A 22,228-nucleotide genomic window follows, 5' to 3' on the forward strand; every position below is an offset into this window, starting at 1 on the left:
TCAGTCAAGGAATTCATGATGGGCAGCAGCGCTAATCCACTGGTTAAGGCATCGCTTTCCGATCGCGTCAGCGCGGTCATTCAACAGGCTATAGAGCAGCAGCGGCTGGTGGGGGCCGTAGTGCTGATTGCCCGGCATGGCCACATGGTTTACCGCCAGGCCGCCGGGCTGGCCGACCGCGAGAACAACCACGTAATGACCCCGGAAACGATCTTTCGCCTGGCCTCGGTCAGCAAGCCGATTGTCTCTGCCGCCGCGCTGGTGCTGGTTGCGCGTGGCCAGCTCGATCTGGACAGCCCGGTCAGCCGCTGGCTGCCGGAGTTCACCCCAATGCTGGCCGACGGTAACCCGGCAACGATCACCGCGCGCCAGTTGCTCAGCCATACCGCCGGTCTGGGCTATCGCTTTTTTGAGCGAGATGAACACGGTCCCTACGCGGCGGCGGGCGTTTCCGACGGCATGGATGCTGCCGAAATCACGCTGGAGGAGAATCTGCGGCGCATTGCCCGCGTGCCGTTGCAGTACACCCCGGGCCGTAGTTGGGCCTACTCGCTGGCGACCGATGTGCTGGGCGCACTGGTCGCCCGCATTAACGGCACGACACTTGATGTGGCGGTACGCGAGCTGATAACCGACCCGCTGGCGATGCGCAACACCGGTTTTTACAGCGCCGAACCGCAGCGCGTGGCCCGCGCCTACGTTAATGACCAACCCCGCCCGCATCTGCTGCAGGAAGGTGAAATCGTACCGCCGTTCCCCGATGTGGTGGGCATTCGCTACAGCCCGGCACGCATTTTTAACCCTGCCGCTTTTCCTTCGGCGGGCGCGGGAATGGCCGGAACGGCGGATGATTTTCTGCGCCTGCTGGAAGCGCTGCGCGACGGGGAAACCCTGCTGCCGCGCACGCTGGTGGAGGAAATGTCCCGCGACTGGACACACGGCCTGGAGCTTGAAGGCTCGCCCGGTATCGGTTTTGGCCTCGGTTTTTCGGTACTGCGCGATCCGCAACTTGCTGCTTCGCCAGAGTCGCCGGGAACCTGGCGCTGGGGCGGTGCCTACGGACATTCGTGGTTCGTCGATCCGCAGCAGGAGCTCAGCGTGATTGCCTTTACCAATACACTCGGTGAAGGGATGTCCGGGCAGTTCGTTAACGATCTGCGCGATGCGGTTTACGGCATCTCCACCGCAGGCAGGGAGGCGGCATGAGCAGTGAAACCACCGCATTTATCGAGCGCGATCGGCTACCGGTTTCCGCCCTGCTCGCCCTGGCGCTGGCCGGATTTATTACCATTCTCACCGAGGCGTTGCCCGCAGGACTGCTGCCGCAAATCAGCAGCAGCCTGTCGGTTTCCACCGCCAGCGCGGGGCAGCTGGTCACGCTGTATGCCCTGGGCTCGCTGCTGGCAGCGATCCCGCTGACCATCGCCACCCAGAGCCTGCGGCGCAGGCCGCTGCTGCTGACGGCGGTATCCGGTTTTATTGTCGCCAATACGGTCACGGCGCTGTCCGGCGACTATCTGCTGACGCTGGCCGCACGCTTTCTGGCCGGTGTTTCCGCCGGATTACTGTGGGCGCTGATTGCCGGTTACGCTGCCAGAATGGTCCATCCGTCGCTGAAAGGACGCGCGATCTCGTTGGCAATGGTCGGTACGCCGCTGGCGCTGTCGATCGGTATTCCGCTGGGTACCTTTATCAGTGAAATCATCGGCTGGCGCAGTTGTTTTATGGCAATTTCCGCCCTCAGCCTGCTGCTGATGCTGTGGATCGTCATCAGCGTGCCGGATTTTGCGGCCCAGCCCGCCGCGAAAAGGCTGCCGCTGTCCGGCGTGCTGCACCTGCCCGGCGTACGATCGGTGCTGGCAGCCACGCTGATTTTCGTGCTGGCGCACAATATTCTCTATACCTACATCGCCCCGTTTTTGCAGGCGGTTCAGATGGCGGATCGCATCAGCACGGTGCTGTTGGTCTTCGGCATCGCCTCCCTGTTGGGGATCTGGCTGGTTGGACTCACTATCGATCGCTGGCTGCGGTTGGGTGCGCTCTTATCGACGCTACTGTTCGCGCTGGCGATGGTGCTTTTGGAGTATGGAGGCGGCAGTCCGACGGCGATATATGCGGCGGTGATCCTGTGGGGACTGGCATTTGGCGGCGCGCCCTCGCTGTTCCAGACGGCGCTGGCGAAAACCGCCGACGGCTCGGCGGATGTGGCGCAGTCCATGCTGGTGACCGCGTGGAATATCGCCATTGCCGGGGGTGGCGCGGCAGGAGCCGCGATTCTGTCCGGCTTTGGGCCGGGTTTGTTTGCCCCGACGCTGATCGCCCTGCTGGCCGTCACCGGGTGGACGATCTGGCGGGCAAAAAGTCACGGATTCAGGACAGAACGGGGAAATTAAGGCTCCATAAACAGCAACGCTCGCTCGCTGAGATGCAGCTTTTCCCCCTGATAGCGGTGAGTCAGTGCGTGATAGGACGGCGCGGCAACGATGGCTTTAATGCTGTCGGACAGCGCATTCAACGCCTGCTGCATCTGCGGCAGGTAGTTATGCGTGTCGTACACGCGGTCGATGCCTTCGAGCGCGTGGTTCATGATCTTACGTGCCACATCGTTTGGCGTATCCAGCGCCGCCAACCGGGATCGCGCGGTACGGCGCAGGTCTCGGGTGGTAAACGGTTCCAGGCCCAGCCCGCGATCGGCGCGGATCATCCTTCGCAGCGCCTGAGTAATGGCTCCCTTAGACAAAGGGCGTGACACTGTCACCGGTGACGGTACCAGCCACGGAGAATCTTCCGGGCTTGCCCGCATCAGCGCCTCAATGCAGATGCGCATCATCGGCGTGACCGGCAGAATATGCTCGCGCTGCGACTTGTTGCGATCGCCCTGCCGCCAGATACCGGACTCCAGATTGAACTCCTGCTTGCGCGCCTGCACCACTTCATCTGGCCGTCGTGCCGACAGCAGGCACAGTCTGAGCGCCCAGCGGCACTGCTCGGAAAGCTCCCACTCATCCAGCCCGTGCCAGAACACCCACACTTCGGCATCGCTCAACGTACGGGTTCCCGGCGGCGTACTTCTTCCGGCAATATCGCGCTTTTTCATTGCACTTAGCGGCGAATGTTCCAGATATCCCTGAATTTCAGCCCAGCTGAGAAACTGCTTACAGAGCGAAAAAACGCGCCGCGCCTCCTCTTTTTTGCCGTCGGCAATCAGGATATTAAATAGCCGGTTGAGCTGCAGGCGGGTTACGCCGCTGAGGGATCGATGGCCGATGACCGGCAGCACGTGCTTCAGCAAAGATGAAACGGCGATCTCCGGTCGGCGGCGGGTTTGCAGCAGCGAGAGGCGAACCCACAGTTTCATCACCTGCTGCACGCTGCCCTCATCTTCACCGGATTCCAGCTGGATCAGCGAGGCGTTTTGCACCTCGTTCAGCCAGATCAAAACGTGGCGTCCAACGTGCGGCGAATGCAAAAGCGGGGTTTTCTGTTTTTCAGCCATGCGGACTTCCAGCGCTTATTTTCATCGCTGAGGGCAATTTTCGGGATCGATCGGTTGTAGCAAGGCTCATTTCGAGCTGGAACCTTCTCTTCAGCAGTGGGATACACCGGTGATTTCAAAGCATATTTTACCTCGTTGCACGATGTGACTCCAGACTTAATAGGTCTGGAGTCACAAAAATAGCGCAGAACGAAATCTGATGTTACTGACGGGTCATTCCTCAGGACAGTTCGATCAGCATAACGGCGGTCGTATTGGCTTCCAGGGCGTCGAAAATATGCGGGCAGTCGGCAGAATAGCTGATGTAATCACCCGCACGGAGTTCAACACACTGCTCAGCGGGCCCGATGCGCGCGCGGCCGCTGCACAGGATCACGTGTTCAAGGGTACCCGGCTGATGCGGTTCCGAGCGGCGCGGTTCACCGGGCTGCACGCTGAGCCGATAGATATCGCGCTGCGCGCCCGCCGGACAGGCCGCCAGCAGCGTTGCAATATAGTTCGCCTGGCCGGAAACCAGCGGCGTGCCCTCTCCGGCACGGATCACCTGTACCTGCTGACGCGGCTGGGCGATCAGCCGGCTGACGGGAACATCCAGCGCCATCGCCAGCGACCACAGCGTTTCCAGTCCCGGATTTCCCAGGCCGCTTTCCAGCTGCGAAAGCGTGGACTTTGCGATCCCCGCCCGCTTTGCCAGTTCGGTAACGTTGATGCCGGTTTTTTCTCTTTCCCGCCGCAGCGCCTGTGCCAGCAAAGCAATCGGAGAATGGTTCAGGTGTGAAATCACTTCAGACACGGCTTTGTTTCCTATATCGGTCGTTTGTTCATCTTGACGAACAACGCGGTCGTGTTCATCATAATGGTCATCTGTTCATTTTATCGTATAAAAGCCGTTTGCGCAGCATGCGGCGAAAAAAGGAAAACAAATGGCTTCGGCACGCGGAACAATTGAGATGACCCTGGCGATGGCGATCGCCGGTACAACGGGCTGGCTGGTCATGCTTTCCGGTCAGGATGCGATCGCCGCTGTTTTCTGGCGCTGTCTGTTTGGCGCAGTGGCGATGCTGATCGTCTGCTTCTGGGGTAACGCGTTTCGGCGCGGAGCGATTACCGTGCGCCAGCTTTTTTTGGCGCTGGCCGGTGGCGTGGCGCTGGTCATGAACTGGGTTCTGCTTTTCGCCGCTTATTCCGATGCGTCGATCGGTGTTGCCACCGTGGCCTATCATACCCAGCCGTTTATGCTGACCGCGCTCAGCGCCCTGCTGTTTGCTGAAAAAATTACCCTGGCCAAAGCCGGCTGGCTGCTGCTGGCCTTTGTCGGTTTGCTGCTGATCGTCACCGGCGGTGAAAGTGGTCAAGGCTACGGGGAACATTATCTGCGCGGGATACTTTTGGCGCTGGGTGCCGCATTTTGTTACGCCGGAGTGGCCATCACCGCCCGCTATCTGAAAACGGTCGCGCCGCAGCTGCTGGTTTTGATCCAGCTGACGTTCGGCGCGCTGCTGCTGTTGCCTTTGTCCAAACTGAACGTTAGCGACTATCACATCAACACCTGGCTGGTGCTGATCGCTCTGGGCGCCGTTCATACGGGACTGATGTCGACATTACTCTATGCGGCCATCGGTAAACTGCCCGGTAATCTGGTGGCGGCGCTGTCATTTTTATACCCGGTCATCGCCGTCATCGTCGACTGGGCGGTGTTCGATCACCGGCTCGGCCTGTGGCAGTTTTCCGGCGGGCTGGCGATCCTGCTGGCCGCGGCGGCCAGCCATTTCAACTGGACGCCGGGCCGAAAATTACTGATGACGGATACGGCTAAAACCAAACGCCAGCGCGGTGAGCGTCAGCAATACCGTTAACCCGAAGACGATCGTGGCCAACGCCGCCGCCGGTGAACGATCGCTCATCGCCATCCCGGCCAGCGAAGGCAGCAGACCGCCTGCCAGATAACCAACGGTCTGTACCCAGCCCGACAGTCTGACCGCCGAAGCGGCGTCGGGGCTGATGGCAACCGGAAGATGCAGCGCCAGCGGAAAACAAAGTCCAAGGGTGAATCCCATCAGTAACAGCGGAATAATCACCGGCGCACCGACGGTGTAGAGTGCCGCCGCCAGCAGCGATGCCATGACGGCGGCCAGCATCGTGAAATATTCCCGGCCGGCAAAAAGACGCACGATCGCTGAATAAAAAAGACTGACCAGGGTTGAAACCACAATCAGCAGCGTGGTCAGCGAATCCGCTTTTGCTGCACCGTATCCCTCGGACCTCAGCCACGCGGGCAGCCAGGCAATCAGGGTGTAATTGATCCCCGCCTGCAACGCAAAAAACAGCGACAGCCCGGCGGCAAGCCAGAACAGCGGTTTTTTATTCCCGCTGACCTGCGGCTGTTCGTAATGTGCGGGAAGTGAAAACAGACTCCAGCAAACTAAAGCCAGCAGCGTTGGCAACGCCCAGAAAGCCAGCCCGCCTCCCGGATGCCCGGTGAATTCCGCAAGCGATGCGGTGCTCAATGTTGCCGATCCGGCCCCGGCCCCCATCGACGCGGCATACAGACTCATGGCCAGCCGACCGCGATCGGCACAGCGCAGTTTGATAAATCCGGAAATCATTGGGCGGATCAGCGCATCGCCTACGCCAACCAGCACCGCCGTCAGCAGAAGTAAGCCGAACCAACTATCGAACCAGCGCAGTAGTTCCCCGAAAAAGACCAGAATCAGTCCGGTCATCAGCGTCTGCCTGAGGCCAATTCGTTTTTCCAGCAGGAACGCCAGCGGCGAGATAATACCCATACAGACAACGGGTATACTGGTCAGTAATCCAATCCCTGCTGAACTCACGGTGTAAAACTGGCGTTGCAGCACATCGGCAAGCGGTGCAATAGAGGAAATCCCCGGCCGTAACGAAAATCCGGCAAGGATTAAGAGGAGCAAAATGGGAAATTTCAGTGCGTTTTTCATGAACGTTAACCCGGGCACTGCATGTTGATATGTAATGCAGGACAACACACAGCGCCGCTTTAGAGAAAAGTGGAGTCTGTGCGTTGATTGACGTTAACGCGTACGAAGCTATCGGCAATGAAAGTAGCATAACCCTGACCTGCTGAACAGCCCCGACGCTGCAGCCGCAGGCCGACACCCGTTGTGTGAACGCATTAGAGCATGTTGTAACTATTACTTCCACGGCTAAAAAACCGCTCAATAAAGCAGACATCAGGATCTATTAGGCAACGGTGACCGTACCGGAGTAATTTTGCAAACAATACTGTTGCTCTGTTTATCGATAATAGCGCGACCGTATCGCAAAGGGTTTTAATCAAAACACGGCATGAAGCCAGGAAAAATCGCATTCCTACAACGTCATTTAATTAAAATGTACAAAAATGTGCGAGACATCTGATTTCTTCACCTGACTCCGGTTGATAAATGGATTTTTTACAAGTTACGTAAATGTCAGGGTGACAGGGTAACGCAAATAGTTTAATAAAGCGGCCATCCTTGCGATGGCTGACGGGTGCTGACGGGGGTTAAATCTGGATGCACAGAGGTTATAAATTCTCATTGGTTTATCCAGTAATGATAATGATACCTGCATTCCTGTGGGGTAAAGTTTCATCAGAAAATGATGACTCACCAAAGAAAGTGTTAAGATTTATCCCATATGTTGTAAATATAGTCCTTTTGCCAATCGCTACATTAGTGACTAAACTTGCACTGAAGAAACATTTAAAGAAACATTTTTTTTGATTTGGTGTTTTTTCGCGATTCATTTGTCTGTACACTTGTCTTCGAAACATTAGTTGACTAAATTTAAACCAACCCAAAGGTTACGGATTCCGTTATGAGTGAAACGCTGAAAGTATTAAATAACATTCGCACCCTTCGTGCCCAGGCTCGTGAAGTCTCTTTAGTTGAACTGGAAGAGATGCTGGAAAAACTTGAAGCGGTTGTGAACGAACGACGTGAATCAGAAGCCGCCATCGCTTCTGAGATTAAAGAAAAAGAAGAGAAGCTGGCTAAATACCGTCAGATGCTGCTGGAAGATGGTATTGATTTAAGCGAGCTGACTGCCGCTGATACTACCACTGGCAAAACCCGTACCAAGCGCGCTCCTCGCCCGGCTAAGTATGAATATACTGACGAAAACGGCGAAACTAAATCCTGGACCGGCCAGGGCCGCACCCCGGCTGTGATCAAGCAGGCGCTGGATGCAGGCAAATCACTGGATGATTTCCTGATCAAGTAATGATAAAGGGTCACTCTTTTGAGTGACCCTTTACTTTTCCCCTTCTCGAATCGCCGATTTTAAATCCCATTATCGTTAAAACCCCGAAACGAACGGCCTGCTTTTTTCCCCGATCGTGACATAACCGTTGCCACTGAAATCGTCCTGGATAATCCCGATCACAGAAAAATCTGTATGCACAGGTCCAAATTGATCCGTACCGCAATATAGCCTCGAACTCACCGCTGACGATTCGGTTTAACATCGGTTGACGAAAGACAGAAGCCAATAATAGTGAATTTATGAACGACAGGCCGAGTTAACCTGACTGCCGGGAAAAGGCTATTCATTACCAGCTGGAGTGATACCCTCACGATAACCATACCAAGCCGTCATTTTTGCCCGCGCCGCTCTCTGGAGTACAGCGCCCTGATTCTGTACAACCTCGACTCCGGTTGAGTACAGTCTGCAAAAAGTATGGTTTTAATATCTTCACCGGGGAACCGGACTGATTGTCCATGTAATGAAATATCCCCAGCCTGCAGGGCAGAGATCCACAGCCGACATTCTCGTCGTTATTCCGCGAGATCAGACTGCTTTACGCGATCGAGCAGCGCCAGCAGGCGCTCAATATTGGCGTCCTGCGTGCGCCATGAAGAAACGCTGATACGCAAAGCGGATTTCCCCTGCCACTGCGTCGCACCAAACCATGTTTCACCCGATGCCTGAACCGCATCGCAAATACGCAGCGTTTGTTGTTCATCGTCAGCGCGAAACAGCACCTGATTCAGCACCACCCGATTTAAAACCCGATATCCGGAGGATGACAGCCCTTCCGCAACCCGACTGGCCAGCCGACAGTGACGCTCGACCATTTCCGCCACGCCCTTGCTTCCCAGCGTACGCAGTGCGGCCCACACCGGAATACCGCGCGGACGGCGAGAAAATTCCATCGTCAGATTTTTCTGCGCGTCCTCTGCCGCCGCCGAATAAACCGCATCGCCGCGCAGGGTCGCCGAAAGCGCCGCCGCATGACGGCAAATCGCCATCGCACAGTCATAGGGCGTGTTCAGCCACTTGTGCGCATCGGTCGTCCAGCTATCGGCCTGCTCAATGCCAGAGGTCAGCACGTTAAGCGATGAAGCCCTGGCCCACAGCCCGAACGCACCGTCGACGTGTACCCAGCTTCCGGACGCTTTTGCCGGCGGAATAAGCTGTTCAAAATCATCAAACTCACCGCTGTTCACTTCCCCGGCCTGCAGGCACAGTATAGTGCGCTCGTTCAGCTCCGGCAGTCGTTCGACATCCACCTGCCCGCGATCGTTCACCGGCGCGATCAACAGATGGCGCAGCCCGAAACCCAGCACGCGCAGCGCTTTAATCACCGTGATATGCGCCAGCGCCGAGACCACCACGCGGATTTCCGGCGCACCTGTCAGCCCGTCCTGGTCAACGTCCCAGCCCTGGCGCTTCAGCAACTCACGCCGTGCGGTCGCCAGGCAACTCAGGGTACAGGCGGTGGCGCTGGTGCCAAAACCCACCGCGCTTTCAGCAGGCAGATCGAGAATTTCCAGCAGCCAGCGGGCGGCCTGCCGCTCCAGCGTGGCGGACACCGGCGAGTTATCCCAGCCGGAGGCGCACTGATCCCAGGCGATCATCAGCCGCTCGGCGGCGCTGGCCACCGGCAAGGAGGCGCCGATGACAAAACCAAAATAGTCGGCCCCGTTAGAGGCAGTGGTGCCGGGCGAGCCGACTTCATCGAGCAGGGCCAGCGTCTGTTCTGCAGAATGACCATTCAGCGGCAGCGGCTCATCAAAGCGCTTCAATCCGTCAATCGCTTCGGCATCGGGAAAGACCCGGCGCGAAGGCAGCGAACGGGTGTAATTCAGCGCACGACGATCCGCGGCCACCAGCAGTGCAAGTTCATCCATTTTTCACCTCGTGTGATTGTGTACGTAAGCCAAAAATCAGTGCCAGCAGGCTGGTTATCGCCCCGGCGAGGCACACCGCCGACCAGCCGCCGTACGCGAATGCCTGCGTTGAAATCAGTGCGCCCAGTCCACTGCCCGCCGAGTAAAACAGCATATAAGCAGCGATCAGCTGCGAACCTGCGCCGTTTCTGCCGCTAAGAAGCACACTCTGGCTGGTCACGTGCAGCGCCTGTCCGCCCGCATCCAGCATAAAAATGCCAATAATCAGTAGCAGTAGCGAACTTTCCCCCAGCCACAGCGGCAGCCAGCTGAGCAACAGTATCATCAGCGCAAACCGGGTGTTGCTGAGGGCCAGCCCGCGATCGACCCGCCTGCCCGCGCGGCTGGCAATCAGCGCACTGACCGCCCCAACCAGTCCGAGTGCACCGATCTGTCCGTGGCTCAGATTCCAGGGCGACGGGGTTAACAGCAGCACCAGCGCGCTCCAGAAAATGGCAAAGCTGGCAAACATCAGCAGCGCCAGCACGCCGCGTATCTGCAACTGCCGGTGCTGGCGCAGTAGCCGCCACAGGGCAACGAGCGGGGCAGGTCCGCCGTCTGATATCTGCCGTGGGATATCGGGCAATCGCCGCCATAGCACGCTTGCCAGCAGCGTCATCATCAGCGCAGACGATAAATAGACGCTGCGCCAGCCGGCAATATCGCTCACCGCTCCGGCAAACACCCGTGCCAGCAGCAGCCCGACCACCACCCCGGCAGAAACGGCGCCCACCGTCTGCCCGCGCGTTTCCTCCGGTGCTGCTGCCGCAGCAAAGGCAATCATCCCCTGAGTCATCGCGGTGCCGGTCAGACCGGTCAGCAGCATCGCCAGCATCAGCATGGTGGCGCTGGGGGCGACCGCCACCAGCAGCAGGGAAGCGATCAGCGCCAGCAGCTGCCAGCGCATCAGCCAACGGCGGTTGAGCCTGTCGCCCAGTGGCACCACGAACAGCAGCGCCAGCAGGCAGCCCAGCTGCGTGGCAAAAATCACCGTCCCCAGCGAGGCGGAACGCAGCCCGTAGGTGGTGCCAAGGGTATCCAGCAGCGGCTGGGCATAATAAACGTTGGCGACGCTGAGGCCGGTTCCAGCAGTGAACAGCGCTACCTGCCAGCCGGGCAGCCCCTGCGGCGATCCTCGAACGGGAATAACGTGACTCACTTACACCTCCACATTGGTTTCAAATTAAAACTATTTGCAGCCTGCGCGAAGTGGTTTTAAAATGCAACCAAATAATATTCAGGAGATGAGACGATGACGGAGCGGACCCCATTCAGCCACTCGCCCTGCCCGGTGGCACGCACCGTGGACCTGATCGGCGATCGCTGGATGCTGATGATCCTGCGTGATGCCTTTGACGGCAGTCGGCGCTTCAGCGAGTTTCAGCGCGGGCTGGGCGTGGCACGGAATATTCTGGCTGACCGCCTGAAGAAACTGGTGGAAGCCGATCTGCTCAAGGTGCAGCCCGCCTCGGACGGCACCGCCTGGCAGGAATATGTGCTGACCGATCGCGGCCTGGCGACCTTTCCGCTAATTGTAGCGCTGCGACAGTTTGGCGAGAATCAGCTGTTCGGCGCGGGCGAAGCGCATTCCGAACTGCTTGAAACCGCCAGCGGGCATACGCTTTCCCCCCTGCGGATCCTCAACCAGCAGGGTGACGAAATCACCCCGGACATGACCCGGGTGCAAAAGCTCGACTGAGCCTTATGCAAAAAACGCAAATAGCTAGATGAATTCCTTGGTTCACCAAACCCCTTGTCAGGATTGATATTTATCCTCAGCAGATAAAACAAACTGACAATAAAGGAATTCTTCATGCGCACAACTTTCCGCCTCAACGCCCTTGCTGGCGCACTGGCGTTATTTTCCGGGGTAATTACCGCACAGGCCGCCGATAAACCCGTTCAGGGCGGCACGCTGGTTTACCTTGAGCAGCAGGCACATACCAACCTTTATCCGCCTGCCGGTGGTTTCTATCCCAACGGCGGCATCCTGAATCAGATCACCGATAAGCTGACCTGGCAGAACCCGAAAACGCTGGAAGTGGAGCCGTGGATTGCGGAAAGCTGGAGCAGCAACGCCGATAAAACCGAATACACCTTTAAAATTCGCCCGGGAGTGACGTTCTCGGACGGCACACCACTGGACGCCAGTGCGGTTGCGAAAAACTTTGATACCTACGGCCTCGGCAATAAAGCCCAGCGCCTGCCGGTCTCGGAAGTGATCAACAACTATGACCATAGCGAAGTGGTCGATCCGCTGACGGTGAAGTTCTTCTTCAAAAAACCGTCGCCGGGCTTCCTGCAGGGCACCGCCACCATCGGTTCCGGTCTGGTTTCCCTCAGCACGCTGGCACGTAATTTTGAGGCGCTGGGCGACGCCCGCCACATCATTGGTTCCGGTCCGTTTGTGGTCAGCGATGAGAAGCTGGGCCGCGAGGTGGATCTGAAGGTCCGCCCAGACTATCAGTGGGGACCAAAGAACGGTTCACAGCAGGGCCGTGCTAACCTGGACGCGATCAAAATTATCGTTACCCCAGAAGACAGCGTGCGCATCGGTGCACTGCTGGCGGGCCAGGCCGGTGCCATTCGCCAGGTGCAGGCCTACGATGAAAAACAGGCTGAACAGCAGAACTTCCCCATCTATGCGGCACCCACGCGCGGCATTAATGACAGCCTGAGCTTCCGCCCGGATAACGCGCTGGTCGCCGATGTGAAGGTGCGTAAAGCCCTGCTGCACGCCACCAACAGCCAGCAGATTGTCGATACCCTGTTCTCGCCTAACTATCCGGTGGCCAAGTCCGTGCTGGCCAGCTCGGCCGCGGGCTTTGTTGACCTCAGCAACGAGCTGAAGTTTGACCCGGCGCTGGCCAACAAGCTGCTGGACGAAGCGGGCTGGAAAGCGGGTAGCGACGGTATCCGCCAGAAGGACGGCCAGAAGCTGGCGCTGACGGTGTATGAATCCCTGCCGCAGCCGCAGAATAAAGAGGTGCTACAGCTGGTGGCACAGCAGTGGAAACAGGTCGGCGTCTCGCTGGCGGTGAAAGCGGGCGATGCGGGCAGTAAAACCGTCGATAACCTCGATCCGCAGAAAACCCCGATTTCCGTCACCGAAGTGGGCCGCGCCGATCCGGACGTGGTGAAAAGCCAGTTCTATCCGACCAACCGCGATGGCCTGCTGCAGAAAGGCGGCTCCAGCAGCCTGGTGAAAGCGTTCCGCGACGACAAGCTCAACGGCATTCTTGAAGGTATCGCGGCCGAAACCGATGCCCAAAAACGCCTGGCGCTGACCGGCGATGCGCAGCGCTATCTGATTGAGCAGGCCTATAACATTCCGATTTTTGAAGAGCCGCAGGTGTTTGCCAGCGCGCCGTGGCTCAAGGGTCTGACCTTTGAAGCCGTGGGCCGCCCGAGCTTCTACGGTGCGTGGCTGGAAAAACACTGAGGTAAACGGCAATGACGGGATATTTCACTCAGCGACTGGGACAGGCTCTGCTGGTGCTGTGGGTGGCGTTTACCGTCTCCTTTGTACTGCTGCAGGTGCTGCCCGGCGATGCGATTCTGATTAAATTTCAGAACCCTGATTTAGGACTGAGCCCGGCGCAGATAGAAGAGATGCGCCAGTCTTACGGGGCCACCACGCCGCTGTGGCAGCAGTATCTGCATTCCCTTGGCAATATGCTGCGCGGAGACTTTGGCTTCTCCGTGCAGGCCGGGGTGCCGGTCAGCGAACTGCTGGCCGAAAACTTCCCGGCCACGCTGCGCCTGGCGCTGCCGGGCTTTGTGCTGGCCACGCTGCTGGCGGTGGTGATTGCCTTCAGCTCCAGCCTCACCGGGCTGCGCTGGCTGCGTAACGCGCTGCAGTCGCTGCCTTCCCTGTTTATCTCGATCCCCACCTTCTGGCTGGGGATCGCGCTGATTCAGGTCTTCTCCTTCCAGCTGCGCTGGATACCGGTGATCAACCCCGGCGAGTGGGTCGGCCTGATCCTGCCGGTGATTACCCTGGCGGTACCGATTTCAGCGCCGCTGGCGCAGATCCTGATCCGCAGCATTGACCAGGTGCAGACCCAGCCGTTTGTCGCCGTCGCCCGCGCCAAGGGTGCCAGCCAGCGTCGGGTACTGTGGCATCACGTGGCGCGTAATGCGCTACTGCCGGTGCTGACCATTGCCGGTCTCCTGTTAGGCGAGCTGATTGCCGGGGCGCTGATCACCGAAACGGTGTTCGGCCTCAGCGGGCTGGGCCAGCTGACCCAGCAGGCCGTCAACAATCAGGACGTGGCGGTGCTGCAGGCGATCGTGATGATTTCCGCCACCGGCTTTGTGCTGATCAATTTACTGGTCGACGTCTTCTCTCCGTTACTCGACCCGCGTCTTAAGCACTATCAGAGGGCGGCATCATGAGCCTCGCCGATTTGAACAGCACGCACAAAACCACCCGTCTGCACTGGCGTAACATCCTGCCACGGCAGTTCCGTCCGGGGCTTATGCTGGCCTGGCTGACAATCGCCATCGCCATTCTCTGGGCGCTGTTTCCGGGATGGTTTACCGACTGGAGCGCCACGGAAGGCGTAGCGGGAGCGCAGCGCCTGGCACCGCAGGCCGGTCACTGGCTCGGCACCGACCAGCTGGGGCGCGATCTCTATGCGCGTATCGTCTGGGGCGCATCCCACTCGCTGAGCGGCGCGCTGGTGGCCGTGGCGCTTGGCCTGACGGTGGGTACGCTGCTCGGCGTGATCGCCGGGGCTCTGGGCGGGCGCAGCGAAAGCGTAGTCATGCGGCTGGTGGACGTGCTGCTGGCGATTCCCGGCCTGCTGCTCTCCCTGAGCATTATCATCCTGCTCGGCTTCGGCACCGTTAACGCCGCGATTGCGGTGGGGATCACCTCCATCGCCAACTTCGCCCGCCTCGCCCGCTCTGAGGTGGTTCGCGTGCGCCACTCCGAATACGTTGAGGCGGCTTACGGCAGCGGCGGCACGTTCTTCGCGGTGCTGTGGCGGCACATTTTACCCAACTCGCTGACGCCGGTGCTGGCGTTTTCCGCGCTGCAGTTTGGCAGCGCCATTCTGGCAATTTCCACGCTCAGCTTCCTCGGCTACGGCACCCCGCCGCCGACCCCGGAGTGGGGCCTGCTGATCGCCGAAGGACGTAACTATATTTCTACCGCCTGGTGGCTCACCACCTTCCCGGGGATTGTTGTGGTACTGGTGGTACTGGCCGCCAACCGCATCAGCCATCATTATTCAGGAGGCCGCCGATGAGCGAATCGACCCAGCCGGTGCTCAGGGTGAGCAATTTGAGCATCGCCTACCGCAGCGGCGGTGAGCAAAAACGCGTGATCCACAACGTGTCGTTCAGCGTGGAGCGGGGCGAAGTGGTGGCGCTGGTCGGCGAGTCCGGCTCCGGTAAAACCACCACCGCGCAGTCGATTATTGGCCTGCTGGCGGAAAATGCGGTGCGGGAAGCCGGGCAAATCTGGCTGAACGGCGTGGAGATCACCCACTGGTCGCAGAAGCGGCTGGACGGCATTCGCGGCGCCGCCATCAGCCTGATCCCGCAGGATCCAGGCAGCTCGTTGAACCCGGTGAAAACCATTGGTGCGCAGGTGGAAGAGATCCTGCTGCTGCATGAACCATTATCACGCCAGCAGCGCCGCGAGCGCGTGGTGGCGCTGCTGAAGCGCGTCGGGCTGTCGCATCCCGAACAGCGTGCGCAGCAGTATCCGCATCAGCTTTCCGGCGGCATGAAGCAGCGGGTGCTGATTGCCATCGCCATTGCACTGAAGCCGGCGCTGATTATCGCCGATGAGCCGACCAGCGCACTGGATGTCACCGTGCAGAAACGCATTCTCGATCTGATCGATGAACTGCGCCGTGAATCGGGCACCGCCGTGCTGTTTGTCACCCACGACCTGGCCGTGGCGGCAGCGCGTTCCGACCGCATTCTGGTGTTCCGCCACGGTGAAATCCGCGAGCAGGGCAGCGCGAAAGCGATTGTCCATTCGCCGCAGGATGCCTATACCCGGCAGCTGTTCGCCGATGCGCCTGCGCTGACCGGCGGCAGTTTCGCCCCGACTCAGCAGCCGCAGTTTTCCCAGCCGGCGGTGGAAATCATCGGCCTGAATAAGTATTTCTCCCTCGGCAAGGGCGAAGGCTTCCAGGCGCTGAACAACGTGTCGTTCAGCGTACAGCGCGGCAGTACGCATGCGCTGGTCGGGGAATCCGGATCGGGGAAAACCACCCTCGCCCGCATTCTGCTTGGCTTCCAGCAGGCGGACAGCGGCCGAGTGGTGATTGACGGTATTGATGCCTCATCGCTGCGCGGCGAAGCCCTGCGCCAGCTGCGCCGCAAGATCCAACTGGTGTATCAGAACCCGTTTGCCTCGCTCGACCCGTCGCAGACGCTGTATCGGGTGATTGAAGAACCGCTGCTGAACTATGAACCGCTCAGCCAGCAGGAACGCCGCCAGCGGGTGGAAGAAGCAGCGACCCGCGTGGCGCTGCCGCTTGCCTTGCTGGACCGCAAACCGCATGAGCTTTCCGGCGGACAGCGCCAGCGCGTGGCCATCGCCCGCGCACTGATCCTGCGCCCGCAGATCCTGGTGCTGGATGAAGCTACGTCGGCGCTGGATGTCACCATTCAGGCGCAGATCCTCAGCCTGCTGCTGCAGCTACAGCAGGAACTGGGTTTGAGCTATCTGTTTATTTCACACGATCTCGCTACGGTACGGCAGCTGGCGCACAGCGTTTCCGTACTGCGTGCCGGGCAGCAGATCGATTACGGCAACACCGCCGAGGTGTTTAATCGCCCCGCCAGCGACTACACCCGCGAACTGATTGCCGCGATCCCCGTTTTGACTCGCGCTAAGGACACCGCATGACCGCTAAACGTCTTGGATTTTTCACCCGCCTGCTGGATAAAACCAGCGCGCAGGAACGCTATCACCTGGCCACGCTGCAAATTCAGCATGCGGAACGCTGGGGATTTGACACCGCCTGGGTCGCCCAGCACCATTTTCATGAACACGAGGGTGGTCTGCCCTCCCCGCTGCTGTTCCTCGCCAGCGTGGCGGCGCAGACCTCGCGCATCCGCCTGGGCACGGCGATTATCACCCTGCCGATGGAAAACGCGCTGCGGGTGGCGGAAGATGCCGCCGTACTCGATCTGCTCAGCGATCACCGCCTGGAGCTGGGGCTGGGTTCTGGCGGCACGCCGACCTCTTTCCTGCCGTTCGATCTGACCTTTGATCGGCGCGCCGAGGCCTTCTCCGCCAATCTGGACACGCTGCTGCAGGCCTGGGGCAATGCGCCGCTGGCCCATGAGGATAACCGCCTGTATCCTGCCGCGCCGCAGCTGGCCGATCGCCTGTGGCAGGCCACGTTCTCGGTTGCCGGAGCCGCCCGGGCCGGGGCTGCCGGTCACGGACTGATGCTGTCGCGCACCCAGCCGCGCCCGGCGGGTCAGCCGGATTTGCCGCTGGATGCTATTCAGAATCCGCTGATCGATGCCTATCTGGAGGCACTGCCTTCCGGCGTAGAACCGCGCATTCTGGCCTCGCGCACCGCATTCGTTAGCCGCGACGGTAATGAAGCCCGCCGCCTGGCCCTGCCGGGACTCACCGAGCAGGCGAAACAGCACCGTGCCGCCGGACATGTGGTGCCGGGCGATACGCTGGATGACTATATTACCGCCTTTGATGCCCACCTCGGTACGCCGGAACAGGTTGCAGCCTCGCTGCGCAGGGACAGCACCCTGCCGCGCGTCACCGACATTTCGTTCCAGGTGCACTCTATCGATCCGCCGCATCAGCACATTTTAACTTCTATCGAACTGCTGGCCACCGAGGTCGCCCCGGCACTGGGCTGGCGACAGGCCGTTAGCGCACAGAACCACAAGGAAACCGTATGACTCAGTCTCAGGATTTACTGCAAAAACTGGCCGACATTGCGGCAGACAGCCCGCTGGCGGAAGCCCGCCTGACCCGCGAGGCCGCCACCGCGCATACGCAGGGCAGCTACGACGTACTGTTCAGCGGCAATGATTCAGGCGACTTCCCGCTGTCTTTACGGCTGACTCTGGCAGAGCAGATTGCCCGCTGGCACGGCGAGGAAACGCTGGCGGCGCACTATGCCGGGCGGATTACCACCACTCCGGCAGAGGATCGGCTGGCGTCCTCGCTGGCACACGCCGAGCTGCTGACCTTTAAACCGGCCAGCGCAGAACCGTCCCATTTGCAGGCGCTGGAACAGGCGGGATGGAGTAAAGAAGCCATCGTGACCCTCTCCCAGCTGGTGGCGTTTATCAGCTTCCAGAGCCGTCTGCTACGCGGCTATCGCCTGCTGAACGGCGAAAACGGTTCGGCGGCCAGCGCCCTGCCAGTTACCGCGGCGGCCTGGCGTACCGAACCGCAGACCCTGAGCGGGAAAAATGCCCCACCGGCCTTTACGCGCGAAGAGCTGGGCTGGGAACCGTGGCTGGAAGCCAAACCGCTGGCCGAGTTCAACGCGCTGGAAAAAGCCACGCTGGCCAAGTTCGGTCACACCGATTCCGATTACTTCCGCCTGCTGGCCCGCAACCTGCCGCTGCTGGAGCAGCGCACGCTGACCGATAAAGGCATCTTCTTCACCTCCGGCGGGCTGCCGCGCAAGGAGCGTGAGCTGGCCGCCACCGTGGCCAGCAAGGTTAACGGCTGTATCTTCTGCGCCTCGGTTCACGCCCGCAAGGCCGCGCAGCTGTCAAAACAGCCGGAGGACGTTCAGCGCCTGATTGATACCGCCCCCGGTAAGCCGCTGGCGGTGGAACAGTCCCCGCGCTGGCTGGCGCTGATCGACCTGGCCGCTTCACTTTCCGCCACGCCGCCAACGGCCAGCGTTAAGCATCTGGCTGCACTGCGCGAACAGGGGCTAAGCGAGCTGGAGCTGGTGGATCTGATCCAGTCTACGGCGTTCTTCGCCTGGGCCAACCGCCTGATGCTGACCCTCGGCGAGCCGTATACCGAAACCGTCTGAATTGACAGGGGAGCGCACGCTCCCCTTTTCACAGGAGCGATAAATGTCACACCCGCAACCTGCACTGGATCACGTGGTGATCAACGTTGGCCCGCATCTGGATGAGGCGGCTGCGCTGTTTCAGCGTCTCGGCTTCCAGCTCACCGCACGCGGTCACCACTCGCTCGGTTCAAGTAATCACCTGGCGATTTTCAACAATAACTACCTTGAACTGCTGGGCTATGAGCCGGAACGCGGCAATCTGCGCCGCGATCTGTGGCAGTCGCCGATCGGCCTTTCCGGGCTGGTATGGAAAACCAGCGATGCCGATGCGGTTTACCAGCATCTGCAACAGCTGCAGCTGGCCGATACGCCGCCGGGGTCTTTTTTCCGCCCGGTCACCCTGCCTGACGGCAGTGAAACGGAAGCCCGCTTTCGTACCGTCAGGCTGCATGCCGATCGCGTGCCGAACGGGCGCAGCTTCTTTTGCCAGCATCTGACTCCAGACGCGGTCTGGCAGAAAGACTGGCAGGCACATCCAAACGGCGTGACGCAGATCCGCGAATTCGTTGTCGCCGCAGACCATCCCGGGCAGGCCGCCGAAGTTTATCTTCAGCTGTTCCCTTGCGTATCGCTGCAGGAAACGGCAAGCGGTGAGCGGGTGATCGATGCAGGCGTCGCGCGGATACGCTTTGTGCCGACGGAGGCGGCGAAAGCCGAGTTCGGCACGCTGCCGGACGACTACAACGGCACGGCCAGAATGGTGGCGCTGAGCCTGCACAGCACCTCGCTGGAACAGGTGAAGAACAGCCTGGCTCAGAGCGGTATTCCGTTCCATGAGGATCGCCAGGGCGTTCGCGTTGATGCGGAACATGCTTTCCAACTCGCCCTGCGATTTACGCAGTAAACCACCCCGCAAAAGCTCAGTGCAGCATCATACGTCGCGCTGACCGGGCAGGTCAGGCAGGTCAGGCAGGTCAGGCAGGTCAGGCAGGTCAGAATAGCCTGAGCCTGTTATAAAAAAGCGGGCATCTGCCCGCTGTTTAATTTCGACCGTGAGTAAAACGCGGTGCTTAGCCGAGATACTCGATAATCGACAGCCCGCCGTTATAGTCGGTGCTGTAGATAATCCCTGCGGCATCCACAAACACATCACAGGACTGGATCACCTGCGGGCGCCCCGGGCGGGTATCCATCATTTTCGCCGGGGCGGCAGGCACCAGCGCACCGGTTTCCACCGGCTGATACGGATTGCTGATGTCGTAGGCGCGCACGCCCGCATTCTGCCATGTCGCGAAGATCAGCGATGAGCTGACAAAGCTTCCCGGGCGGTTTTCATGCAGGTTGTGCGGACCAAAGTGCGCCCCTTTCGCCACGTAGTCGATTTCACCCGGCTGCGGGAAGGTCGAAATGCTGACCGGATTGGACGGTTCGCGAATATCAAACAGCCAGATATGCTTCTCCCCGTCTTCCTGGTTATCCAGCACCGCTTCATCCAGTACCACCAGCAGATCGCGATCCGGCAGCGGCAGCGCGGTATGCGTTCCACCCCCGAACGGCGGGCTCCAGTTGCGGTGGCTGATCAGCGTCGGCTGGCTGCGATCGCTGACGTCCAGCAGCGTCAGGCCGCCGTCGCGCCAGCTGCCGTAGGCGGTATCGCCGCTGATAATCGCATGGTGCAGCGCATAGCGTTTACCTTCCGGCCAGTCCGGCTGCTCGCCCTCTGCGGCGTTCATCCCCGGCAGCCACCAGCGACCGGCCACTTCCGGCTTCTGCGGATTGGCGAGGTCGATAGTCAGGAAAATATAGTCGGTAAACCCGTCCAGCAGTGCGGAAACATAGGCCCAGCGGCCGCCCACGTACCAGATGCGGTGAATGCCGATGCCGTTCAGCGGCAGGAAGCTGATTTCACGCGGGCGATCGGGAGTCGAGATATCAAAAATGCGCAGGCCGGCGCTCCAGCCCTTATCCTGCACATCGCTGACCGTCTCCCCCACCGAGCGGGTGTAATAGACCTTCTCATCGGCAAAACGCGCGTCAGCAAACAGATCGCGGGCGTTGATCACCAGCAGCAGATCGTCATGCGCCTGCAGATGCACATTCCACGTTCCCGGCGACGCGGCAATATAGCCCGCAGGCCGGGGATTTTTCGCATCGCGGACATCAATAATCGAAAAGCCGGATGAGACCATATGGCCGACGTAGGCATAGCCACGGTGAACCATCACCTGCACACCGTCCGGTCGTCCGCCCTGGTCGCTGTGACCAATCAGGCGCATGTTCCGGCTGAATTCCGGGGTCGGTAAACTGTCTGACACGATCTCGTCCTTACTTTTTGTATTTCGCTTCCAGGGTGGCGAACCACGGCGCAACGAAGTCTTCGGTCTGGCCCCAGCCCGGGATAATTTTGCTCAGACCCGCGACGTTAACCGGACCAGGCTGGGCTGCCAGCAGCGCCTGCGGAATGGTGGTAGCTTTAAATTCGTAGCTGTCCGGCGTGGCTTCACCCGCCAGCTTCAGCGCGACCAGGCGCACGTTGGTGGCACCGATCAGTTTTGGATCGACCGCCGCAGTGACTTTCCACGGGCTGCCAGCTTCACGCATCAGCTGCAGATCCTGGTTGGAGACGTCGATGCTGTAGAGTTTGATTTCGGTACGGCCATTCTCTTTCAACGCTTTCATCGCGCCCTGGCTGAAGGCGTCCCAGGTTCCCCAGATCGCATCCACTTTGCCTTTCGGATATTTGGCCAGCAGCGCGCCCACCTTATTGGCGGTATCACCCTGCACATCTGAGGAAACGGCACCGACGGATTCCAGCTCGTGGATCCCCGGGTTTTCCTGCAGCAGCTGTTTATAGGCCGCCTGGCGACGTTCCATCGGTGGGAAACCGGCAACCCACAGTTTGATGATGTTGGCTTTGCCGTTGTGATCCTGCACCAGCTGTCCGAAGGAGAGTTTGGTCAGGGAGGCATCGTCCTGCTGGGTCACGGTTGCGCCCGGAATGGTGCCGTCAACGGAGGTATCAAACACCGATACCGCAATGCCGCTGTCGACGATCTTCTTAATCAGCGGCGCGGCGTACGGCGCACGGCCCTGCGACAGAATGATCCCGTCATATTTCTGGCTGATCGCCTGGTTTACGAAGTCCTGGAATTTGGCATCGTCACCGTTGGTTAAAAAAGTGCTGACCTTAAAGCCCAGCGCTTTACCCTGCTGGATCGCGCCCTGTACAAACTGGGTGGTGTTATCGTCTGAACCCAGATTACGGATCACGGCGATACGCACCGGGCCCTCGTGGCTGGCAATTTTCTCCGGTACCGGAGTCGGCGTGGCGGCATGAACGGGCAGAACGCTGGCAACTAACAGCGCCAGTACGGAAAAAATTGGTTTCATCAGAGATCCCTGTGTAAAAAAGTAAACTGGAGAATAAACGGCACGATATGTCACTTTTTCATGCCTGTAACTGACTGACAAAGAAGTAAAAGGAATAAGTAACTATAAAAAAAGTATTAGCCTGTGGCAAAGGCTCTACAGCAGGATAGAGGCAAAGAAACGCTAAGGAT

At 59.5% G+C, this 22,228-nt stretch carries 19 protein-coding genes; 12 read left to right on the plus strand and 7 right to left on the minus strand.

The window, feature by feature from the left end:
- Nucleotides 1-15: 15 nt before the first annotated feature.
- Complete coding sequence (locus EC836_RS13055) at nucleotides 16-1,206, plus strand: serine hydrolase domain-containing protein (RefSeq protein ID WP_370347677.1); 1,191 nt, start codon at nucleotides 16-18, stop codon at nucleotides 1,204-1,206.
- Complete coding sequence (locus EC836_RS13060) at nucleotides 1,203-2,393, plus strand: MFS transporter (RefSeq protein WP_123333728.1); 1,191 nt, start codon at nucleotides 1,203-1,205, stop codon at nucleotides 2,391-2,393. The genes EC836_RS13055 and EC836_RS13060 overlap by 4 nt, the downstream gene beginning before the upstream one ends.
- Here EC836_RS13060 and EC836_RS13065 read toward each other — a convergent pair.
- Both EC836_RS13065 and EC836_RS13070 read right to left on the minus strand, forming a co-directional pair.
- Nucleotides 2,390-3,496 carry a site-specific integrase gene (locus EC836_RS13065; protein ID WP_123333730.1) on the minus strand — a complete coding sequence of 369 codons (1,107 nt, stop codon included), beginning with the start codon at nucleotides 3,494-3,496 and terminating at the stop codon, nucleotides 2,390-2,392. The two genes, EC836_RS13060 and EC836_RS13065, sit on opposite strands and share 4 nt — an antisense overlap.
- A gap of 220 nt (nucleotides 3,497-3,716) precedes the next feature.
- Nucleotides 3,717-4,289, minus strand: coding sequence for a helix-turn-helix domain-containing protein (locus EC836_RS13070; protein ID WP_123333732.1), 573 nt, complete (start codon nucleotides 4,287-4,289; stop codon nucleotides 3,717-3,719).
- A gap of 130 nt (nucleotides 4,290-4,419) precedes the next feature.
- Here EC836_RS13070 and EC836_RS13075 point away from each other — a divergent pair, with 130 nt between their 5' ends.
- Entirely contained in the window at nucleotides 4,420-5,352 is a 933-nt protein-coding gene (locus tag EC836_RS13075) for a DMT family transporter (protein ID WP_123333733.1), read from the plus strand.
- Here the strand turns inward: EC836_RS13075 and EC836_RS13080 are convergent.
- A complete protein-coding gene (locus tag EC836_RS13080; RefSeq protein WP_123333735.1) occupies nucleotides 5,290-6,450 on the minus strand; it encodes a CynX/NimT family MFS transporter in 1,161 nt (386 codons plus the stop codon). The genes EC836_RS13075 and EC836_RS13080 overlap by 63 nt on opposite strands.
- A gap of 880 nt (nucleotides 6,451-7,330) precedes the next feature.
- On the opposite strand from EC836_RS13080, the gene EC836_RS13085 reads away from it, so the two are divergent.
- Nucleotides 7,331-7,735, plus strand: coding sequence for an H-NS family nucleoid-associated regulatory protein (locus EC836_RS13085; RefSeq protein ID WP_123333737.1), 405 nt, complete (start codon nucleotides 7,331-7,333; stop codon nucleotides 7,733-7,735).
- A 554-nt stretch (nucleotides 7,736-8,289) separates the two neighbouring features.
- Here the strand turns inward: EC836_RS13085 and EC836_RS13090 are convergent.
- On the minus strand, nucleotides 8,290-9,645 hold the full coding sequence (locus EC836_RS13090; protein ID WP_123333739.1) for a pyridoxal-dependent decarboxylase: 1,356 nt from the start codon (nucleotides 9,643-9,645) through the stop codon (nucleotides 8,290-8,292).
- The gene (locus EC836_RS13095) at nucleotides 9,638-10,843 is read right to left on the minus strand and encodes an MFS transporter (RefSeq protein WP_233599313.1); all 1,206 of its coding nucleotides are present in this window, start codon (nucleotides 10,841-10,843) and stop codon (nucleotides 9,638-9,640) included. The genes EC836_RS13090 and EC836_RS13095 overlap by 8 nt, the downstream gene beginning before the upstream one ends.
- 93 nt (nucleotides 10,844-10,936) lie before the next feature.
- On the opposite strand from EC836_RS13095, the gene EC836_RS13100 reads away from it, so the two are divergent.
- From EC836_RS13100 to EC836_RS13135, 8 genes are all read left to right on the plus strand, one after another.
- Nucleotides 10,937-11,383, plus strand: a complete 447-nt coding sequence (locus tag EC836_RS13100) for a helix-turn-helix domain-containing protein (RefSeq protein ID WP_123333740.1) — start codon at nucleotides 10,937-10,939, stop codon at nucleotides 11,381-11,383.
- Nucleotides 11,384-11,497: 114 nt separating this feature from the next.
- On the plus strand, nucleotides 11,498-13,126 hold the full coding sequence (locus EC836_RS13105; protein WP_123333741.1) for a TIGR04028 family ABC transporter substrate-binding protein: 1,629 nt from the start codon (nucleotides 11,498-11,500) through the stop codon (nucleotides 13,124-13,126).
- 11 nt (nucleotides 13,127-13,137) lie between these two features.
- The gene (locus tag EC836_RS13110) at nucleotides 13,138-14,082 is read left to right on the plus strand and encodes an ABC transporter permease (protein ID WP_123333743.1); all 945 of its coding nucleotides are present in this window, start codon (nucleotides 13,138-13,140) and stop codon (nucleotides 14,080-14,082) included.
- Complete coding sequence (locus tag EC836_RS13115; protein ID WP_123333745.1) at nucleotides 14,079-14,939, plus strand: ABC transporter permease; 861 nt, start codon at nucleotides 14,079-14,081, stop codon at nucleotides 14,937-14,939. Before EC836_RS13110 ends, EC836_RS13115 begins: the two co-directional genes overlap by 4 nt.
- Nucleotides 14,936-16,558, plus strand: a complete 1,623-nt coding sequence (locus tag EC836_RS13120; protein WP_123333747.1) for an ABC transporter ATP-binding protein — start codon at nucleotides 14,936-14,938, stop codon at nucleotides 16,556-16,558. Before EC836_RS13115 ends, EC836_RS13120 begins: the two co-directional genes overlap by 4 nt.
- Nucleotides 16,555-17,586 carry a putative FMN-dependent luciferase-like monooxygenase gene (locus EC836_RS13125; RefSeq protein WP_123333750.1) on the plus strand — a complete coding sequence of 344 codons (1,032 nt, stop codon included), beginning with the start codon at nucleotides 16,555-16,557 and terminating at the stop codon, nucleotides 17,584-17,586. Before EC836_RS13120 ends, EC836_RS13125 begins: the two co-directional genes overlap by 4 nt.
- Nucleotides 17,583-18,686 carry an alkylhydroperoxidase domain protein gene (locus EC836_RS13130; protein ID WP_123333752.1) on the plus strand — a complete coding sequence of 368 codons (1,104 nt, stop codon included), beginning with the start codon at nucleotides 17,583-17,585 and terminating at the stop codon, nucleotides 18,684-18,686. Before EC836_RS13125 ends, EC836_RS13130 begins: the two co-directional genes overlap by 4 nt.
- Before the next feature lie 43 nt (nucleotides 18,687-18,729).
- On the plus strand, nucleotides 18,730-19,572 hold the full coding sequence (locus tag EC836_RS13135; protein ID WP_123333753.1) for a VOC family protein: 843 nt from the start codon (nucleotides 18,730-18,732) through the stop codon (nucleotides 19,570-19,572).
- 166 nt (nucleotides 19,573-19,738) lie between these two features.
- Here the strand turns inward: EC836_RS13135 and EC836_RS13140 are convergent, their stop codons facing one another.
- Both EC836_RS13140 and EC836_RS13145 read right to left on the minus strand, forming a co-directional pair.
- On the minus strand, nucleotides 19,739-20,944 hold the full coding sequence (locus tag EC836_RS13140) for an LVIVD repeat-containing protein (RefSeq protein ID WP_370347753.1): 1,206 nt from the start codon (nucleotides 20,942-20,944) through the stop codon (nucleotides 19,739-19,741).
- A gap of 49 nt (nucleotides 20,945-20,993) precedes the next feature.
- On the minus strand, nucleotides 20,994-22,058 hold the full coding sequence (locus EC836_RS13145; protein ID WP_123333757.1) for a sugar ABC transporter substrate-binding protein: 1,065 nt from the start codon (nucleotides 22,056-22,058) through the stop codon (nucleotides 20,994-20,996).
- Nucleotides 22,059-22,228 lie beyond the last annotated feature (170 nt).

It is taken from the genome of Erwinia sp. JUb26 (genome assembly GCF_003751505.1).
In the GTDB taxonomy this organism is placed as follows: Bacteria; Pseudomonadota; Gammaproteobacteria; order Enterobacterales; family Enterobacteriaceae; genus Erwinia.

Bases quoted from the DNA above. Each gene is read 5' to 3' on its own strand.
- EC836_RS13100 (WP_123333740.1), top strand. From the start codon at position 10,937: ATGACGGAGCGGACCCCATTCAGCCACTCGCCCTGCCCGGTGGCACGC.
- EC836_RS13140 (WP_370347753.1), bottom strand. From the start codon at position 20,944: ATGCGCCTGATTGGTCACAGCGACCAGGGCGGACGACCGGACGGTGTG.
- EC836_RS13075 (WP_123333733.1), top strand. From the start codon at position 4,420: ATGGCTTCGGCACGCGGAACAATTGAGATGACCCTGGCGATGGCGATC.
- EC836_RS13110 (WP_123333743.1), top strand. From the start codon at position 13,138: ATGACGGGATATTTCACTCAGCGACTGGGACAGGCTCTGCTGGTGCTG.
- EC836_RS13145 (WP_123333757.1), bottom strand. From the start codon at position 22,058: ATGAAACCAATTTTTTCCGTACTGGCGCTGTTAGTTGCCAGCGTTCTG.
- EC836_RS13060 (WP_123333728.1), top strand. From the start codon at position 1,203: ATGAGCAGTGAAACCACCGCATTTATCGAGCGCGATCGGCTACCGGTT.
- EC836_RS13115 (WP_123333745.1), top strand. From the start codon at position 14,079: ATGAGCCTCGCCGATTTGAACAGCACGCACAAAACCACCCGTCTGCAC.
- EC836_RS13080 (WP_123333735.1), bottom strand. From the start codon at position 6,450: ATGAAAAACGCACTGAAATTTCCCATTTTGCTCCTCTTAATCCTTGCC.
- EC836_RS13120 (WP_123333747.1), top strand. From the start codon at position 14,936: ATGAGCGAATCGACCCAGCCGGTGCTCAGGGTGAGCAATTTGAGCATC.
- EC836_RS13055 (WP_370347677.1), top strand. From the start codon at position 16: ATGATGGGCAGCAGCGCTAATCCACTGGTTAAGGCATCGCTTTCCGAT.
- EC836_RS13135 (WP_123333753.1), top strand. From the start codon at position 18,730: ATGTCACACCCGCAACCTGCACTGGATCACGTGGTGATCAACGTTGGC.
- EC836_RS13085 (WP_123333737.1), top strand. From the start codon at position 7,331: ATGAGTGAAACGCTGAAAGTATTAAATAACATTCGCACCCTTCGTGCC.
- EC836_RS13065 (WP_123333730.1), bottom strand. From the start codon at position 3,496: ATGGCTGAAAAACAGAAAACCCCGCTTTTGCATTCGCCGCACGTTGGA.
- EC836_RS13130 (WP_123333752.1), top strand. From the start codon at position 17,583: ATGACTCAGTCTCAGGATTTACTGCAAAAACTGGCCGACATTGCGGCA.
- EC836_RS13090 (WP_123333739.1), bottom strand. From the start codon at position 9,645: ATGGATGAACTTGCACTGCTGGTGGCCGCGGATCGTCGTGCGCTGAAT.
- EC836_RS13125 (WP_123333750.1), top strand. From the start codon at position 16,555: ATGACCGCTAAACGTCTTGGATTTTTCACCCGCCTGCTGGATAAAACC.
- EC836_RS13105 (WP_123333741.1), top strand. From the start codon at position 11,498: ATGCGCACAACTTTCCGCCTCAACGCCCTTGCTGGCGCACTGGCGTTA.